20 protein-coding genes and 1 pseudogene are annotated in these 16,568 nt (G+C 69.5%); 8 read left to right on the plus strand and 13 right to left on the minus strand.

The window, feature by feature from the left end:
• From ON21_RS16950 to ON21_RS16960, 3 genes and pseudogenes are all read right to left on the minus strand, one after another.
• Positions 1-733 (minus strand): annotated as a pseudogene (locus ON21_RS16950) (protein translocase subunit SecD); the annotation flags it as partial.
• A 120-nt stretch (positions 734-853) separates the two neighbouring features.
• Complete coding sequence (gene yajC / locus ON21_RS16955) at positions 854-1,213, minus strand: preprotein translocase subunit YajC (protein ID WP_039799062.1); 360 nt, start codon at positions 1,211-1,213, stop codon at positions 854-856.
• Between the two features lie 171 nt (positions 1,214-1,384).
• Positions 1,385-2,875 carry a flavin-containing monooxygenase gene (locus ON21_RS16960; RefSeq protein WP_039799063.1) on the minus strand — a complete coding sequence of 497 codons (1,491 nt, stop codon included), beginning with the start codon at positions 2,873-2,875 and terminating at the stop codon, positions 1,385-1,387.
• A 36-nt stretch (positions 2,876-2,911) separates the two neighbouring features.
• Here ON21_RS16960 and ON21_RS16965 point away from each other — a divergent pair, with 36 nt between their 5' ends.
• Together ON21_RS16965 and ON21_RS40615 are read left to right on the plus strand one after the other, a co-directional pair.
• Positions 2,912-3,577 (plus strand): TetR/AcrR family transcriptional regulator, encoded by a 666-nt coding sequence (locus tag ON21_RS16965; RefSeq protein ID WP_051020890.1) that lies wholly within the window; start codon positions 2,912-2,914, stop codon positions 3,575-3,577.
• Between the two features lie 151 nt (positions 3,578-3,728).
• Positions 3,729-4,292, plus strand: a complete 564-nt coding sequence (locus ON21_RS40615; RefSeq protein WP_039799065.1) for a DivIVA domain-containing protein — start codon at positions 3,729-3,731, stop codon at positions 4,290-4,292.
• 28 nt (positions 4,293-4,320) lie between these two features.
• On the opposite strand, the gene ruvB is transcribed toward ON21_RS40615, so the two are convergent.
• The 5 genes from ruvB to ON21_RS16995 form a co-directional block, all read right to left on the minus strand.
• A complete protein-coding gene (ruvB, locus tag ON21_RS16975) occupies positions 4,321-5,403 on the minus strand; it encodes a Holliday junction branch migration DNA helicase RuvB (protein ID WP_039799066.1) in 1,083 nt (360 codons plus the stop codon).
• Positions 5,404-5,409: 6 nt separating this feature from the next.
• Positions 5,410-6,015: a Holliday junction branch migration protein RuvA gene (ruvA, locus tag ON21_RS16980; RefSeq protein ID WP_039799068.1), complete on the minus strand. Its 606-nt coding sequence runs from the start codon at positions 6,013-6,015 to the stop codon at positions 5,410-5,412.
• A complete protein-coding gene (ruvC, locus tag ON21_RS16985; RefSeq protein ID WP_039799070.1) occupies positions 6,012-6,581 on the minus strand; it encodes a crossover junction endodeoxyribonuclease RuvC in 570 nt (189 codons plus the stop codon). The genes ruvA and ruvC overlap by 4 nt, the downstream gene beginning before the upstream one ends.
• A gap of 82 nt (positions 6,582-6,663) precedes the next feature.
• Positions 6,664-7,104, minus strand: coding sequence for an acyl-CoA thioesterase (locus tag ON21_RS16990; protein ID WP_039799072.1), 441 nt, complete (start codon positions 7,102-7,104; stop codon positions 6,664-6,666).
• Between the two features lie 79 nt (positions 7,105-7,183).
• A complete protein-coding gene (locus ON21_RS16995; RefSeq protein WP_039799074.1) occupies positions 7,184-7,699 on the minus strand; it encodes an O-acetyl-ADP-ribose deacetylase in 516 nt (171 codons plus the stop codon).
• A 78-nt stretch (positions 7,700-7,777) separates the two neighbouring features.
• Here ON21_RS16995 and ON21_RS17000 point away from each other — a divergent pair, with 78 nt between their 5' ends.
• Positions 7,778-9,223 carry an alpha/beta hydrolase gene (locus tag ON21_RS17000; protein WP_083880678.1) on the plus strand — a complete coding sequence of 482 codons (1,446 nt, stop codon included), beginning with the start codon at positions 7,778-7,780 and terminating at the stop codon, positions 9,221-9,223.
• A 22-nt stretch (positions 9,224-9,245) separates the two neighbouring features.
• Here ON21_RS17000 and ON21_RS17005 read toward each other — a convergent pair whose 3' ends face one another.
• The gene (locus ON21_RS17005) at positions 9,246-10,217 is read right to left on the minus strand and encodes a GlxA family transcriptional regulator (RefSeq protein WP_039799076.1); all 972 of its coding nucleotides are present in this window, start codon (positions 10,215-10,217) and stop codon (positions 9,246-9,248) included.
• 97 nt (positions 10,218-10,314) lie between these two features.
• Between ON21_RS17005 and ON21_RS17010 the strand changes: the two genes are divergently transcribed.
• From ON21_RS17010 to ON21_RS17025, 4 genes are all read left to right on the plus strand, one after another.
• Positions 10,315-11,250, plus strand: coding sequence for an NADP-dependent oxidoreductase (locus ON21_RS17010; protein ID WP_039799107.1), 936 nt, complete (start codon positions 10,315-10,317; stop codon positions 11,248-11,250).
• A gap of 42 nt (positions 11,251-11,292) precedes the next feature.
• Positions 11,293-11,499, plus strand: coding sequence for a DUF5988 family protein (locus ON21_RS17015; RefSeq protein ID WP_039799077.1), 207 nt, complete (start codon positions 11,293-11,295; stop codon positions 11,497-11,499).
• Between the two features lie 109 nt (positions 11,500-11,608).
• Positions 11,609-11,968, plus strand: coding sequence for a metalloregulator ArsR/SmtB family transcription factor (locus tag ON21_RS17020; RefSeq protein ID WP_039799078.1), 360 nt, complete (start codon positions 11,609-11,611; stop codon positions 11,966-11,968).
• A gap of 59 nt (positions 11,969-12,027) precedes the next feature.
• Positions 12,028-12,531, plus strand: coding sequence for an SRPBCC family protein (locus ON21_RS17025; protein WP_039799079.1), 504 nt, complete (start codon positions 12,028-12,030; stop codon positions 12,529-12,531).
• On the opposite strand, the gene ON21_RS17030 is transcribed toward ON21_RS17025, so the two are convergent.
• The 3 genes from ON21_RS17030 to ON21_RS17040 form a co-directional block, all read right to left on the minus strand.
• A complete protein-coding gene (locus ON21_RS17030) occupies positions 12,528-13,280 on the minus strand; it encodes a YebC/PmpR family DNA-binding transcriptional regulator (protein WP_039799081.1) in 753 nt (250 codons plus the stop codon). The two genes, ON21_RS17025 and ON21_RS17030, sit on opposite strands and share 4 nt — an antisense overlap.
• A gap of 118 nt (positions 13,281-13,398) precedes the next feature.
• Positions 13,399-14,055, minus strand: coding sequence for a pyridoxal 5'-phosphate synthase glutaminase subunit PdxT (gene pdxT, locus ON21_RS17035; RefSeq protein ID WP_051020891.1), 657 nt, complete (start codon positions 14,053-14,055; stop codon positions 13,399-13,401).
• A 78-nt stretch (positions 14,056-14,133) separates the two neighbouring features.
• Positions 14,134-14,955, minus strand: coding sequence for an acyl-CoA thioesterase (locus tag ON21_RS17040; RefSeq protein WP_039799082.1), 822 nt, complete (start codon positions 14,953-14,955; stop codon positions 14,134-14,136).
• Positions 14,956-15,062: 107 nt separating this feature from the next.
• Here ON21_RS17040 and ON21_RS17045 point away from each other — a divergent pair, with 107 nt between their 5' ends.
• Entirely contained in the window at positions 15,063-15,689 is a 627-nt protein-coding gene (locus ON21_RS17045; RefSeq protein ID WP_039799083.1) for a nucleoside/nucleotide kinase family protein, read from the plus strand.
• Between the two features lie 115 nt (positions 15,690-15,804).
• On the opposite strand, the gene ON21_RS17050 is transcribed toward ON21_RS17045, so the two are convergent.
• Positions 15,805-16,539 (minus strand): SDR family oxidoreductase, encoded by a 735-nt coding sequence (locus ON21_RS17050; protein WP_039799084.1) that lies wholly within the window; start codon positions 16,537-16,539, stop codon positions 15,805-15,807.
• Between the last annotated feature and the right edge of the window lie 29 nt (positions 16,540-16,568).

Consider the following 16,568-nt stretch of genomic DNA (forward strand, 5'->3'; position numbering starts at 1 on the left):
GCAGGAAGACCTCGGTGCCGTCGGTCGAACAGGTCACCAGTGGAAGGGCCGGGTCGTCGTTGCCCGCGAGCGGATCGGCCTTCCCGCAGTCCATGGCGGCCAGCGCGGCCTGCTGCACGGACGGATCGGTGCTCTGGCGCAGTGCCTTGGCCGCCTGGATCTCCTTGCTCGCCTCTTCGGTGGGCTCGCGGCCGGGTTCCGCGGGTGGCTGTGTCGGCTGCTGAGCGGGGAACACGCGCTGCTGGGGAGCGGGCTGGGTGGTCTCCGGCGCGGCGGGCTGCGTCGTCTCCGGCGTCGTCGGCTGCGCGGCCGGCGCGGGCTGGGCGCCCGGCGTCGTCGCACCGCGCCCCGCCGCGGGCACGGCCTGCAGCACGGGACGGATGTAGAGCTTGGCGGTGGTCGCCAGCGCGCGCGCCTGCTGCCCGTCGTCGCCCGGGACGGTGATCACGATGTTGTCGCCGTCGATGACGACCTCGGATCCGCCGACGCCGAGCCCGTTGACCCGGTTCTCGATGATGTCCTGCGCCTTCTTCAGGCTGTCCTGGCTGGGCTTGCTGCCGTCCGGCGTGCGCGCGGAGAGCGTGACGCGGGTGCCGCCCTGCAGGTCGATACCGAGCTTGGGTGTCGGGGACTTGTCACCGGTGAAGAACACCAGCGCATAGATCACGGCCAGCAGCGCGGCATAGACACCGAGCAGCCGCAGCGGGTGCGCCGATCCCTGGGAAGGTGGCACAGTACGTCATCTCCTAGGCGGGAAGTCGAGGATGGAACATGCGGACGTGCACCAGCGACGCCGGGTGCGCGGACGGACGGCCGCGGCGACATCCGGCGAGCCGGGGCACAACCGGAACGATCAGTCCTTGGTCAGGCGGGTCTCGGTCTGCTCGGCGGATTCCTCGACGGCCTCGGTGGTGTCCGAGCCGGTGGCCTCCGAGCCGGTCTCCTCGGTGCTCACCTGGTCGTCGGTGCGCACCTCACGGACGGCCTGGCGCAGCCACGTGGTGACCACGTCCTCGGCGATCTCGAGGTCGACCGTGGTGTCGTCGAGTTCGACCACGGTGCCGTACAGACCCGACGTGGTGACGACCTGATCGCCGATCTTCAGGCTGTCCTGCATCTGGGCGACCTTCTCGGCTTCCCGCTTCTGACGGCGGACACCGAGGAACATCGGCACGAGCAGGGCTACCAGTAGCAGCGGAAACAGCAGTTCCATCGTCGAAGTCAGTCCCTAGTGTCGTGGGTGGGATGGGCAAGTACCCACACAGTCTGCCAGTTCGCTGCGCGGGTGCCACACCCGCACGCCCGCTGGGCAGCTACAACGGCCCACATCGACACCGGCTCGCCCGCCGGGACACGCTCCGGCGGGCGAGCCGCGGCACCGGCGTCAGGCCGTCTTGCCGTAGACGTAATCCTCCAGCGGGAAGCTCACCGCTTCGCGATGCGCGTTGAGCGTGCTGGTCGGCCGCAGCAGGGCGGCCTCCCCGTGCTGGTTGAAGTAGTAGCTGCGCGCGGTGGCGCAGTCGCCGCCGTAGAACACCGAGGAGCCCAGCTTGTCGGTCACCCGGTCCAGGAACGCCGCGTTGGCCTGCTCGCTGACCTCGAAGGTGGTCTCGCCCCGGCGGCGCAATTCGCCGAACAACCTGCCCATGTGCTTCATCTGCGCCTCGATGGTGGTGAAGTAGGACAGGCCGCTGTAAGAGTAGGGACTGTTGAGGCTGAGGAAATTGGGGAACTTCGGCACCGTGATGCCCTCGTAGGCTTGGAAACGGTTGTCGCGCCAGAACTTTCCGAGGTTCACCCCGTCCCGGCCGATGATCTCGATGGCCGGGAAGTTCACGTCCCACAGATTGAAGCCGGTGGCCAGGATCAGGGTGTCGATCTCGGTCTTGTGCCCGTCGGCGGTGACGATGCCGTCCGGCTCGATGTGGTCGATGGAATTCGTCTCCAGGCGCACGTGCGGCTGGTTGAACGTGGTGAAGTAGTGGTTGGAGAAGGTCGGCCGCTTGCACCCGAAGTCGTAGTGCGGGGTCAGCTGCCTGCGCGTTCGCTTGTCGCGCACGGACGCTCGCAGGTGCGCCTTGGCCAGCGCTCCCGCTCCCTTGTTCACCAGCCCGGCCTGCTTGAAATGCAGCACCCCGACCACCATCAGCGCCTCGAGCAGGCTGGTGTTGACCAGTCGCGCGGCCTTCTGGGTGACGGGAACCCGTTCGAACAGCTTGCGCACCGGCGCGGGAATCGTGGTGTCGATCTTCGGGACCACCCAGATCGGGGTGCGCTGGAACACGGTGAGCGCCCGCGCCTTCTTGGCGACCTCGGGCACCAGCTGCACAGCGGTGGCGCCGGTGCCGATGATCGCGGCCCTGCGGCCGGTGAGGTCGAAGTCGTCCTCCCATGCGGTGGTGTGGATGATCTTGCCTGCGAACGAGTCGATCCCCGGGAACGGCGGGGTGTAGGGCTGGGACAGGAAGCCCGTCGCGGTGAGCAGGTACCGGCCGGTGACGGTTTCTCCGCCCGCGATCGAGACCACCCAGTGCTGCTGCTCTTCGTCCCAGCGCGCGCCGTCGACGACGGTGCCGAAGCGCATGCGACGACGCAGGCCGTACTTGTCGGCGACGTGGGCGGCGTACTTCTTCAGCTCCTCCCCCGGCGCGAACAGCCGCGACCAGTGCGGGTTCGGTTCGAACGAGTAGGAGTAGGTGACCGAGGCGATGTCGACCGCGAGACCCGGGTAATGGTTGACGTGCCAGGTGCCGCCGAGATCGTCCTCGCGTTCGAGGATGACGTAATTGCTCAGGCCGAGCCGATCGAGCTGAATGCCCGCTCCCATGCCCCCGAACCCCGCACCGACCACGACCGCGTCGTATTGAGGCGCCACACCGAACCTCCTGCTAGCTGAACCACATATCACGGAATGACACATCATTCCGTTTGTGATGACTGTATCATCGGGGAGGTGACGAAGCCATCCACGCGTGCCGAGCGACGCAAAGCCGAACTGCGCCAAGAGATCATCGACACCGCGTTCGCCTGTTTCGCGGAGAAGGGCTATCACGCCACCGGCATCGCCGACATCGCGGGACAGCTCGGCATCGGTCACGGCACCTTCTACCGCTACTTCAGCAACAAGCGCGACATCATCGACCACGTCATCGACGACTTGGCGGCGCGCATCATCGCCGCCCTGGGTACCGAGAACGCCCCGGACGCCGCCGCCACCCTCGACGAATACCGCGCCCAGATCGACCGTATCGGGGTGGCCCTCACCGAGATCCTGCTGACCGATCGCCGGGTCGCCCAGTTGCTGCTCTTCCACGCCACCGGCATCGATGACGAACTCACCCAGCGGCTCTACGGACTGCTCGACACCGCCGACGCGCTGACCGCCGGCTATCTCGAGCACGGCGTCGAGCAGGGCTACCTGCGCGCCGACCTGGACACGTCGAACACCGCGCGCGCGGTGACCGGCATGCTGATCGGCGGCATCGTCTACTCGCTGCGCGAACCCGACGAGGCCGCTATCGCCGGGCTGAACGAGGCGATCCGCCGCCTGCTCGTGGATGGCGTGCGCAAGGACTGAGCACCTCGGCAATCCCCCTGACACCGCCACCGGCGCTAGGGTGAGGCGCACTGATCCGACGCTTCCGCCAAGGGGACGGCCCTTGTTCGCAAAAGGCCAGGGAAACGCGAAGTTTCCCTTCCGATCGGCCCGGCACACCGAGCCTGACAGAATGTCGCCCGTGACTCCGGAGGACGTGCGCCGCACCCGTTTCGCGACCCCGACGCTCGGGCATCGCGGCTACCACGCGGACGAGGTGGATGCCTTCCTCGAACTCGTCGCGGCGACGCTGGCGGGGCAAGGCGTGCTCGCCGCCGACGATCTGCGACATGTCGGTTTCGGCGCGCCCCGGCTCGGTCAGCGTGGTTACCGCGCCGACCAGGTCGACGAGTATCTCGATCAGTTGCGCGCCGAGCTGGAGTTCCGGCAGCGCGGCGTCCGGCCGGTGCCCGCAGCGAACGGCAACGGCCACGCCATGCTCACGTTCGACGACGTGCAGCGCATGCGGTTCAGCCAGGCCCCGGTGGGCAGGCGCGGATACAACGAGGAAGAGGTCGGCGCGTTCCTCGATCTGGTCGCCGCGACTCTCGCGCACGGCGGACCGGGCAGCCTCACCCTCGCCGATGTCGAGGCCGTCCGCTTCACCGAGGCCCGCCTCGGCACTCGCGGGTATCAGCGCGACGAGGTCGACGCCTTCCGCGACTTGGTCGCCGCCGCCCTGCGCCGTCGCCGCTGACCTGCCGCCGCGGCTGCGTTCACCCGGTTCATTCGAAGAGGTCGAGCGTGGGGTGCGGCTCGCGACCGCGCACTTCGATGGAACCGAACACCAGGTCGGGCGGCGGGACGAGACCGAGGTGCTCCCAGGCGGCGGCGGTGGCGACCCGGCCGCGAGGTGTTCGCGCGACCATGCCCGCGCGAACCAGGAACGGTTCGCAGACCTCCTCCACCGTCGCGGCCTCCTCCCCGACCGCAACGGCCAAAGTGGACACCCCGACCGGGCCACCGCCGAAGCTGCGGACGAGCGCTCCGAGCACCGCGCGGTCGAGCCGGTCGAGGCCGAGCACGTCCACGTCGTAGACCTCGAGCGCGGCCTGGGCGATCGGGCGGGTGATCCGGCCGTCGGCGCGGACCTCCGCGTAGTCGCGGACGCGGCGCAGCAGGCGATTGGCGATACGGGGCGTGCCGCGCGAGCGGCCCGCGATCTCGGCCGCCGCCTCCTGCTCGATGACGACCCCGAGGATGTGCGCCGACCGTTGCAGGATGCGCAGCAGCTCGCCGGGCTCGTAGAAGTCCATGTGCCCGGTGAAACCGAAACGGTCGCGCAGCGGGCCGGTCAGCGCTCCGGATCTGGTGGTGGCTCCGACCAGCGTGAACGGTGCGATATCCAGAGGAATGGACGTGGCTCCCGGCCCCTTGCCGACGACCACGTCCACCCGGAAGTCCTCCATCGCCAGGTAGAGCATCTCCTCGGCGGGGCGCGCCATCCGGTGGATCTCGTCGATGAACAGCACGTCGCCCTCGACCAGGTTGCTGAGCATGGCGGCGAGATCCCCGGCCCGCTCCAGCGCGGGACCCGACGTGATCCGTAAGGCGGTGCCGAGTTCCGCCGCGATGATCATCGCCATGCTCGTCTTGCCGAGACCGGGCGGGCCCGACAGCAGGACATGATCCGGTGTGCCGCCGCGTTGTTTGGCACCGCGCAGCACCAGCGCGAGCTGCTCGCGGACCCGGGGCTGACCGATGAAGTCGTCCAGCGACTTCGGTCGCAGACTCGCCTCGATCTCGCCGTCGGACTTCAGATAGTTTGCGCTGACCTGCGATTCGGCGAATTCCTCTGGATGGTCCATGACGCCTTACCGATTCTTGCCGAGCATACCGAGCGCGGCCCGGAGGGCGGCGGAGGTGTCGGCGTCGGGCTGTTCGGCCAGCACCGCATCGATCGCCTGTTCGGCTTGTCTGGCGGCGAAACCGAGGCCGACGAGCGCCTCGGTGACCTGCTCGCGCACCGGCGTGACCACCGCGGCGGGCGCGGATCCGGGCGGACCGGCGGGCACGGGAACGAGATTCACCTTGTCGCGCAGTTCCACCACCATGCGCTCGGCGCCGCGCTTGCCGATGCCGGGGACCCGGGTGAGCGCCGCCACGTTGCTCTCGGCCAGCGCTTTGCGCAGCGCCTCGGGCTCGAGCACGGCCAGCACCGCCATGGCCAGGCGGGGTCCGACCCCCGAAACGGTCTGCAACAGGCCGAACAGGTCGCGGGCCTCGGTGTCGGCGAAACCGTAGAGGGTCATCGAGTCCTCGCGGACGATCATCGCGGTGTAGAGCCGGGTCTCCTCGCCTCGGGTCAGCCCGGCCAGAGTGGCGGGAGTCGCGTTGAGCCGGTAGCCGACGCCAGCGGCCTCGATCACCGCGTGATCGAGGGCGATTTCCAGCACTTCACCGCGTACCGACGCGATCACCCGTGCACCGCCTTCCGTTGTTCGGCCAGCCGTTCCCTGTATCGGCGCTGCGCCGCGGCCGCCTTGGCCTCCGCCGCCGCCATCCGCTCCAGCAGCGGCGCCCGCCAACAATGGCAGATCGCCAGCGCCAGCGCATCCGCCGCGTCCGCGGGCTTCGGCGCGGACGGCAGGCCGAGGATACGGGTGACCATCGCGGTCACCTGCTTCTTGTCGGCGGTGCCGTTGCCGGTGACCGCGGCCTTCACCTCGCTGGGTGTGTGGAACGCGACCGGAATCCCCCGGCGCGCTGCGGCCAGCGCGATCACGCCGCCCGCCTGCGCGGTGCCCATCGCGGTACGGACATTGTGCTGGGCGAAGACGCGTTCGATGGCGACGGCCCCCGGCTTGTGGGTGTCCATCCAGCGTTCGGCGGCGTCGGCGACCGCGAGCAGGCGCTGCGCGAGATCCATATCGCCGGGAGTGCGGACCACGTCGACGTCCACGGCGGTGACCTTCCGTCCCGATCCGCCCTCGACGATGCTGAGGCCGCATCGGGTGAGGCCGGGGTCGACGCCCATCACCCGCACGACAATCCCTCTCGCAGACACGAACAATTGTTCGAGAGTCTAGCGGAGGCTTCGGCTTTCACCGCCGAGCGACACAGCCCGGCTATTCGCCGACAACCGCCGCGCCCGGCAACCCCAGCAACGCCGGCCGGCTCGCGCGTGCCGCCCATTGCCGCGCGGGATCGGCGATCAGACGCCGCGCCGTCAGATCGAGCAGGCCACTGACATTGGTCACCGTCGCGGCGACCACGCCGTCGGCGCGGGTCAGGACGTGCTCGACCCGGTAGGTCTTGCCGTCTCCCCACTGCCACTCGCACGACACGTCCACGGTGTCGCCGCCACGGAGCTCACGCTGGAAGCGGAGCACGGTTTCCAAGTTGACCGGCCCGAGACCGGACGCGATCAACTCGTCCACCGACACGCCCGCCGCCTGAACACAGGCGAAACGCGCGTGATCGGCGAATTGGTGATAGGCGGCGCCGGTGACGTGCAACTGCGGATCCAGGTCGGACACCCGGACTTCGATGCGAGTACTGAACGACACGCGCCGACTATGCCAGTGCCGACCGACAAGTTCGGCGACTCCAACCGGTGCACAGGGGACGTGGTGGGAGTCCGGTGGATCAGATCCCGGAGACCTGCCGCGCGAAAGCACCGTGTGCCCGCTCGTCGAACAGGACGAATCGCGCCTCGGAGACCGCCGTCTCGGTCGCACGGACCGTGTCGACAGCGATCCGCGCCCCGTCGTCCATCGGCCAGCCGAAGATTCCGGTCGAGATCGCGGGGAAGGCGACCGATCGCGCGCCCAATTCGTCCGCCACGCGCAACGACTCGCGATAACACGAGGCCAGCAGAGCGGAGCGGTCCTCGACGTCCGACCACACCGGACCCACGGTGTGGATCACCCACCGCGCGGGAAGCCTGCCCGCCGTGGTGGCCACCGCCGCTCCGGTGGGAAGACCCCTGCCGTAGCGGGAGGCCCGCAATCGGCGGCATTCCGCCAGGATTTCCGGTCCGCCGCGCCGGTGGATCGCCCCGTCGACGCCCCCGCCGCCGAGCAGCGACGAGTTGGCCGCGTTGACCACCGCGTCGACCTGCTGTTCGGTGATGTCGCCGCGCACCAGCACCAGTTCGACCATGCTCGCATTCTGCCGCGCGCACCGCCCCAAGGAGAGCCGAAGCCGATTCACAGCGTGCCTCGAGGAACGGCCTGGACAATGCCGGACGTGCCGATACTCGCTGCTCCCCCGTCTCCGGCGCCACCGCAGGTTCCGCCGGCGAGCCCGGCATCGAACCAGCAGCACGCCTTCCACCACGGGGTCTCCTTGCTGCACGGCTGGTTACCGGTGACCGTCGCACTCCTCGCCGCGGTGGTCGTGCTGGTCGCCGTCGCTCGGCGCGACCGGTGGTGGTGGCTGATCCAGCTGCCGGTCTGCGTGGCGGTCGGCGTCGGGGGAGCGCTGGCGGCCGCGTGGTACGTGGCCGACGAAGGGTTGGCCTCCGACCCCGCGCCCATTCGGTTGTGGGCGTGGGTCGGCGCGGCCGCCGCGGCCGTGGCCATCGCCGTCGTCGGCTGGCCGGGCGCACGCTGGTGGCGGCGCGGGATCGCGGTACTCGCCATCCCGCTGACCCTGGTGAGCGCCGGCATCGTGCTGAACCAGTGGGTCGGCTACTACCCCACCGTGCAAGCCGCGTGGGGTGCGGTCACCGCGGACCCGCTCCCGCACCAGACCGACCTCTCGGCGCTGCCCGCCCTCCGGAACACCACCGTCACCGACGGCAAGCTGGTGCCGGTGCGAATTCCCGACGCGAGCAGCGGTTTCCCGCACCGCACCGAATACGTCTACCTGCCGCCCGCATGGTTCGCCGGGCCGACCCCGCCCGCCCTGCCGGTGGTGATGATGATCGGCGGCGAGTTCAACACGCCTGCGGACTGGATCCGCAGCGGCCAGATCATGCCCGCCCTGGACAGCTTCACCGCAGCCAACGGCGGCCGCGCGCCGATCCTCGTCTTCGTCGACGCCAGCGGCAGTTTCAACAACGACACCGAATGCGTCGACGGGCCCCGCGGCGACGCCGCCGGCCATCTGACCGAGGACGTGCCCGCCTACCTCGAATCGCGGTTCGGCACCTCGGCCGATCCGGCGAACTGGGCGGTGGTGGGCTGGTCCATGGGCGGAACCTGCGCGGTGGACCTGGCGGTCATGCATCCCGAACTGGTCCACACCTTCCTCGACATCGCAGGTGATCTCGGGCCGTCGTCGGGCACCAAGGAGCAGACCATCACCAGGCTCTTCGGCGGTGACGCCGCCGCCTGGGCCGCGTTCGACCCGCTGACCGTCATGGCCGCGCACGGTCCCTACAGCGGCGTCGCCGGCCTGTTCGACGACCTCGTCCCCGCACAGCGCTCCGGCGGTGGGATCACGCACGCGCCCGCTCCCGACGACGAGCGCGCCGGGCTCGGCGGCCGGGACGGGATGCCCGACGCCGGTGAGGTCGGCGCCGCCGACAAACTCTGCGCCGCAGGACGCGCGGTTGACATCGAGTGCACCGTCTACACCACCCGGGGCGGGCACACCTGGCAGTTCGCGTCGGCCGCGTTCACCTCGTCTCTGCCGTGGATCGCCGGACGCGTGGGTCTACCCGTTCCGGCCACCACCTGAACCGCCGGACCGACGCGCGCATTCAGGTCGCCGCGACAGCCGCTCGCGCTCGAAACGTGCGCCGATAGGCCTGCGGGGACACGCCGATCGCGTCGGTCAGGTGCTGACGCAACGAGGTCCCGGTGGCGAAACCGACCTCGCTCGCGATGCGGTCGACGGTCAAGTCGGTGGTTTCCAGCAGATGCCTGGCGCGGAAGACGCGCTGCTGGATCAGCCAGCGCCCCGGGCTCATGCCGACCTCGTCGCGGAAGCGCCTGGCGAAGGTGCGCTTGCTCATCCGAGCCCGGACGGCCAGTTCGTCGACGGTCAGCGAATGGCGCAGGTTCTCCAGGGCCCATTGCCGGGCGGCTGCGGTCCCCGCCGACGTCTCGGGCGGCACCGGTTGCTCGATGTACTGCGCTTGGCCGCCGTCGCGCCACGGCGGGACGACACAGCGGCGCGCGACCGCGTTCGCGACGGCACTGCCGTGATCGCGCCGCACCAGGTGCAGGCACACGTCCACCCCCGCCGCCGCGCCCGCCGAGGTGAGGACGTCCCCGTCGTCGACGTAGAGCACGTCGGGGTCCAGGCGGACCCGGGGGAAGGCGCGCCGGAACAGACCGGCCTGATTCCAATGCGTGGTGGCCGGTCGCCCGTCGAGCAGTCCCGCGGCAGCGGCGATGAAGGCGCCGGTGCAGATCGCGACGATTCTGGCCGCCGCCGGAATCCGCGCGAACGCGTCGAGCACCGGCTGCGGCAGCGTGCCGGTGACAGCCGCCGTGATGTCGCAGGCGGGCAGCACCACGGTGTCGGCATTGCGCAAAGCGCTGCTGTCGTGGGCCACCGCGATGTCGAAATCGGCGGCGGTCCGCACCGGGCGACCGTCGACCGAGCAGGTGATCACCTCGTATCTACCTGCGGCACTGCCGAACACCCGATTCGGGATACCGAGTTCGAAGGGGTAGACCCCCGCCAGCGCCAGCACCACCACGCGATGGGGTGCAGTCGAGTTCATGGCACGATCATATCGAAGAATGGCAATCGTGCCATTTTCTTCGCCGTCGGATCCCGGCAGGCTGACAGCCGTGACCGAAAACGACAGCACCGCGACCATGCGTGCGATCAGCCAGCAGACCCTCGGCGGACCCGAGGTGCTCACCGAAGTGAAGCTTCCGCAGCCGGTTCCCGGACCCGGCCAGATCCTGGTCCGGGTCCGCGCCGCCGGACTCAACCCGACCGATTGGCGCCACCGCGCGACCGCGGGACTGTTCCTCCCGGAACCGCCGTTCGTCCTCGGCTGGGACGTCTCCGGCGAGGTCGCGGCCACCGGCATCGGCGTCACCCTGTTCCGCCCCGGCGACGAGGTGTTCGGCATGCTCCCGTATCCGTACGGCCACGGCTCCTGCGCCGAATACGTCGTCGGCCCGGCCCGCGCCTTCGCCCCCAAGCCTGCCGCGCTCGATCACACGCAGGCGGCGGCGATCCCGCTGGCCGCTCTCACCGCCTGGCAGGCGCTGGTCGACACCGCCGGACTCGCCGCCGGACAACGCGTCCTGATCCACGCGGCAGCGGGCGGCGTCGGCCACTTCGCGGTCCAGATCGCCAAAGCGCGCGGGGCCTACGTCATCGGCACGGCCAGCGCACCGAACCACGCGTTCTTGCGCGGAATCGGCGCCGACGAGGTGATCGACTACCGCGACACCGATGTCGCCGAAGCGGTCCGCGACGTCGACGTGGTACTTGACTCCATCGATGACGACAACAGCATCCGGTCGCTGCGCACCCTGCGCCCCGGCGGTCTGCTGGTGACGCTACGGGCCTTCGGCGCGATCGACTTGGCCGGTGCGGCACAGGCGCTGGGCGTGCGCGCGATCCGGATGTTGGTGGAGCACGATCACGCGGGCATGCTCGCCCTCGCCGAACTCGTCGAATCCGGTGCGCTGCGCCCGACGATCGCCCGGTCGTTCCCGCTGTCCGCGGCGGCCGAGGCGCACGCGCTGGGCGACACCGGGCGAACCGTCGGCAAATTGGTACTCACCGTGCCATGAAATGTGCCACGATCAGCGCGTCCACGCTTCTACCATCCGAGGATGAGCAAAGGCGCAAAAGCAGTCCTCGAAGGCGGGCCGCAAGATCTGCCCGCGCGCATCGTCCCGATCACCCCGCCCGGCGTGGAATTGAAGGTGCCGTTCCGCGGCGGATACGAGCATTTCAAGGTCACCCAGCGGGAACAGGACACGCCCGAAGGTCGACTGCGCGTGTACGAGTGGTGTGACCGCACCAAGATCGCGGAGTGATTCCGGCCATCCCTTCCCGGCGGCACTGAAGCACCGACCGGCCGCACGATTCCGCCTGGATCTCGCCGTACCGTCGACAAAAGCGTAACCTATCGGTTACGCTTTTGTCGTGGACGAGGTGGCGGGCGCGATCGCCGATCCGGTACGCAGGCAGATCATGGAACTGCTCGTCGGAACCCGGCGCACCGCCGGGGAGATCGCCGGGCACTTCACGATCAGCCGCCCCGCCGTCAGCCGGCATCTACGGGTGCTACGGCAGAGCGGCCTGGTGCGCGACGAACTCGTCGGCAGGGAGCGTTACTACGTGCTCGACACCGGTCCATTGTCGGCGCTCACCGAATGGCTCGCCCGCTTCCGGCAACCGGCCGCCTGGGCCCAGCATCTCGACGCACTCGAAACCGAGGTCTATCGGACCAGGCGCGAGCGCCGTTCCGGTGACCACGACACCTCCCGGGAGCACACCGCATGAGCCGGGCAGGCTCCGAGGAGGCAGCACAGCGTGACCGCACTCCTGGAAAGGCACACCCCATGACCGAGCGACCCACGGGACGACTGCTCCCGGCCGATACGGGCAAAGATCTGGTGCTGACCCGCGCCTACCGCGCCCCGATCGAGGACGTCTGGGCGAGTATCACCGAATCCGACCGCACGGCCCGCTGGTTCGGACCATGGGAAGGCGAGGCGGGACCGGGACGAACGGTCAAGGTGTGCATGGTTTTCGAGGAGGGGCAGCCATGGATGGAGCTGCGCATCGACACCTGCGAACCGCCACGCCGCCTCGCCGTCTCGGCCATCGACGACCACGGGTCGTGGCGGCTGGAGCTGGCTCTGAGCGAGACGGCGGGGACCACCGAACTACGTTTCACCCACCGTCTGGGCACCGATACCGAGATCGCCCAGCTGCCGCAGGTCGGCCCCGGCTGGGAGTATTACCTGGACATGCTCGGGGCGGCCCGTGCGCAGACCGGCCGCCCCGATTTCGCGCACTACTATCCCGCCATGCGGGAGTACTACGCGGGATTGATCGACTAGTCCTCGAGCTCGGCGAGCACGTCGTCCGGGATGTCGACGTTGGTGTAGACGTTCTGCACGTCGTCGCTGTCCTCGAGGGCGTCGACGAGCTTGATCACCTTGCGGGCGCCGTCGACGTCCACCGCGACCGACACCGACGGCTGGAACCCGGACTCGGCGGAGTCGTAGTCGATGCCGGCGCTCTGCAGCGCGGAGCGGACCGCGATCAGATCGCCCGGCTCGCTGATGATCTCGAACGAGTCGCCGAGATCGTTGACCTCCTCGGCGCCCGCGTCGAGCACGGCCAGCAACACGTCGTCCTCGGACAGGCCGTTCTTCTCCAGCGTGACGATGCCCTTGCGATGGAACAGGTAGGCCACCGAGCCCGGATCGGCCATGTTCCCGCCGTTGCGCGTCATCGCGACCCGGACCTCACCCGCGGCCCGGTTGCGATTGTCGGTGAGGCACTCGATCAGCACGGCGACGCCGTTGGGACCGTAACCCTCGTACATGATCGTCTGCCAGTCGGCGCCGCCGGCTTCCTCGCCGCCGCCGCGCTTGCGGGCGCGCTCGATGTTGTCGTTGGGGACCGACGACTTCTTCGCCTTCTGGATGGCGTCGTACAACGTCGGGTTGCCATCCGGGTCACCGCCACCGGTCCGGGCCGCCACCTCGATGTTCTTGATCAACTTCGCGAACAGCTTGCCGCGCTTCGCGTCGATCGCAGCCTTCTTGTGCTTGGTGGTGGCCCATTTGGAGTGGCCGCTCATTCCCTACTTCCTTCAGGTCGGTGGCACGTCTGGTCGTGTGTACGGTACCGGCACGGCCGGGCGGACAACTTCTCCAGCCTACTCGGGCCCCTGCCACGGCCGTGCAGAGCGGCCCCGATCACACGGTGGCCGAGCGGACCATCTCCACGAACATGCGGTGCACCCGCAGATCGCCGGTGACCTCGGGATGGAACGACGTCGCCAGAACGTTGCCCTGCCGCACCGCGACGATCCGGCCCGCGGCGGGACCGGCCGGCACCGTGGCCAGGACGTCGACCCCCTCGCCCGCCCGCTCCACCCAGGGCGCCCGGATGAACACCGCTCGCACCGGGCCGTCGGTCAGGCCGGAGAACGCGAGGTCGGTTTCGAACGAGTCGACCTGACGGCCGAACGCGTTGCGCCGCACCGTCATATCGATGCCGGACAGATGCTCGGCGTCCGGGCGGGTGTCGAGCACCTCCGAGGCGAGCAGGATCATGCCCGCGCAGGAACCGAACGCGGGCATGCCGTCGCGCAGCCGCGCGCGCAGTGGCTCCAGCAGTTCGAAGACTTGCAGCAGCTTGCTGATCGCGGTCGATTCGCCGCCGGGCAGCACGAGCGCGTCCACGGCCGCGAGCTCCGCCTCGCGCCGGACCAGCACGGGCTCGGCGCCGCAGTGCGCGAGCGCGGCGACGTGCTCCCGGACGTCGCCTTGCAACGCGAGCACGCCGATCGTGGGACGGGACTGTGCCTGTCCGGCGTCGGCGGCGGGTGCGGTGACCGAGGTAGCGTTCACGCCGGAAAGCTTACGAGCCGTACCGATGTGGGCCCGCTCACGGTCGGCCGCCGCGGGCGCATCGCGATGGGGGCCGGTTCAGTCCTCCCGCAACGTGCGGATGAGGCCTTCCTGCACCACGGCCGCGACCAGCGTGCCCTCTCGGGTGAAGATCTTGCCGCCGGTCAGTCCACGACCGAAACCGGCGGACGGCGACGACTGGTCGTAGAGCAGCCATTCGTCGGCGCGGAAGGGGCGCAGGAACCACATCGCGTGGTCGAGCGAGGCGTTCTGGGTCGGCTCGTCGGGATGGATGACCTTGGAGGATCCCAGCAGCGTCATATCGCTCATGTAGGCGAGGGTGCACACGTGCACCAGTGGATCGTCGGGCAGCAGGTGCCGGTAGCGGAACCACACCTGCTGCTGGGAGACCACGCCGTCGCGGCGCGACACGTTCTCCTGTGGGACCATGCGGATGTCCCAGTGCTCCCACTCTCGCATCGCCCACAGCCGTTCGGGCGTCATCGTGGTGCTGGCGTCGGGCAGATCCTCCGGCATCGGGACAGCGGGCATGACGTCCTGATGTTCGGGCCCCTCGTCGCCGATGTGGAACGACGCCGACATGGTGAAGATCGCGGCGCCGTCCTGGATGCCGGTCACTCGCCGGGTACAGAACGACCGCCCGTCCCGGATGCGTTCGACCTGGTAGACCGTGGGCTCCTGCGGATTGCCCGGGCGCAGGAAGTAGCCGTGCAGCGAGTGCACCTGGAACCGCGGTTCCACCGTCCGGACCGCGGACACGAGCGCCTGGCCGGCAACCTGGCCGCCGAATGTGCGCGGAAGCTGGGTCTTGGTGGACGCCCCACGGAAGATGTCCCGCTCCAGCCGCTCTATCTCCAGCGCCTCTTCGATTGTCGCCATGCGCTGAGATTATCCCGGCCGCTCACGGCGTCGCCGCTCGGCCGCCGGTGAACGCGCGGCAACGCCCACGCCCCCACCGGCCGTCGCCCTTTTGCTGAGATGGACGGGTGCCGCGCTTCCTGCCCATCACGCCCGAGGCCCTCCTCGCGCAGGTGATCCAACCCGTGCTGACCGCGACCTCGCACACGGTGATCGCCGTCGACGGCGCGGACGCCGCCGAGCCGGTGGCATTCGCCGAGCGGATCGCCGAGTCGTTGCGCGATGCGGGCCGGTCGGCCGGGGTGGTCTCCTTGCACGACTACGTGCGCCCCGCCTCGCTGCGGATGGAGTTCGGCCGCACCGACGAGATGTCCTATCGCACCGCCTGGTTCGACTACGCCGCGCTGCGCCGCGAAGTGGTGAACGCGCTGCGCGAGCACGGCCGGTGGCTGCCCGCGTTGTGGGACGAAGCCGCCGACCGCTCCGCGCGCGCCGCGATCCGCACCGCGCCGTGCGCGACCAGCCTCGTCATCGCGGGCCCGATGCTCGCCGGCCGCGGGCTCGATGCCGACCTCAGCCTCCGGCTGGACCTGTCCGAGGCCGCGCTCCGCCGCCGCACCCCGCCCGACGCACAGTGGACCATTCCCGCCCTGCTCCGGCATGATGCCGAGAACCCATACATGCCAACGTTCTTCGTGCGCTGGGACCACCCTGATCGTCCGGCGCTTCGAGTCGGCGCGGACCGGGACGATTGAGTTCCCGGTCCTCCCGATTTCTCCTCGATGACTACCAGGCTCGGGCGTTCTCATGGTTGGATGCGCATATCCGAGTATCGAGATGGATACTCGCACGCCCACCGCTTTGCCCAGCTCAGACCAGACGATGTCCGCCGTCCACGTGCAGAACCGTGCCGGTGATGAAGGGATTACGCATCACGCCCAGCATCGCCTGCGCGATGTCGGAAGGGCGGCCGATGCGGCCGACGGGCAGTCGCGCGGCGAGCTGCTGGTGACGTTCGGTTTTCGCGGGCCCCGCGATGGTGTCCCAGATCGGCGTGTCGACCCACCCCGGCGAGACCACGTTGACGCGAATCGGGCCGAGTTCGAGGGCCAGCGCGTAGGCCAGCGAGGCGAGAGCGCCGTTGACCGCCGCCACCATGGCACCGCCCGGCGCGGGCCGATAAGCCGCGACGCCGGAGGTGAACGTCAGCGAGCCACCGGGGACCATCCGGGCGTGCTTGGCGAGCAGCATGGGGCCGATCAACTTGGCCGCGACCAGGTTTCGGGCCAGGTCGGCGTCGAACCGGTCCAGCTGTTGATAGGCGCCGGTGACGTCGGCGGCGGTGGTGACGACGTGATCGACCGGCTCCGATTCGGCGAACAGACGCTCGAGGTCGGCTTCCCGGGTGATGTCCGCGACGACCGAGCGCACCGTGCCCGGCCCCTCGGACAACGCGCGCTCCGCCTCCGCGAGCCGTTCGGCGGAACGACCCGCGATGGTGACCTGCGCGCCCGCACCGATCAGCGACGCCGCCAGCGCCAGTCCCATGCCGGAGCTGCCGCCGACGATGACGACACGTTCGGGTGTTGTGCTGCTTGTTGTCATGACTCCACCCGACCATCGCCATGGTCGAG

Origin of the sequence: Nocardia araoensis NBRC 100135 (assembly GCF_000308435.1) — a bacterium.
Taxonomy (GTDB): domain Bacteria; phylum Actinomycetota; class Actinomycetes; order Mycobacteriales; family Mycobacteriaceae; genus Nocardia; species Nocardia araoensis.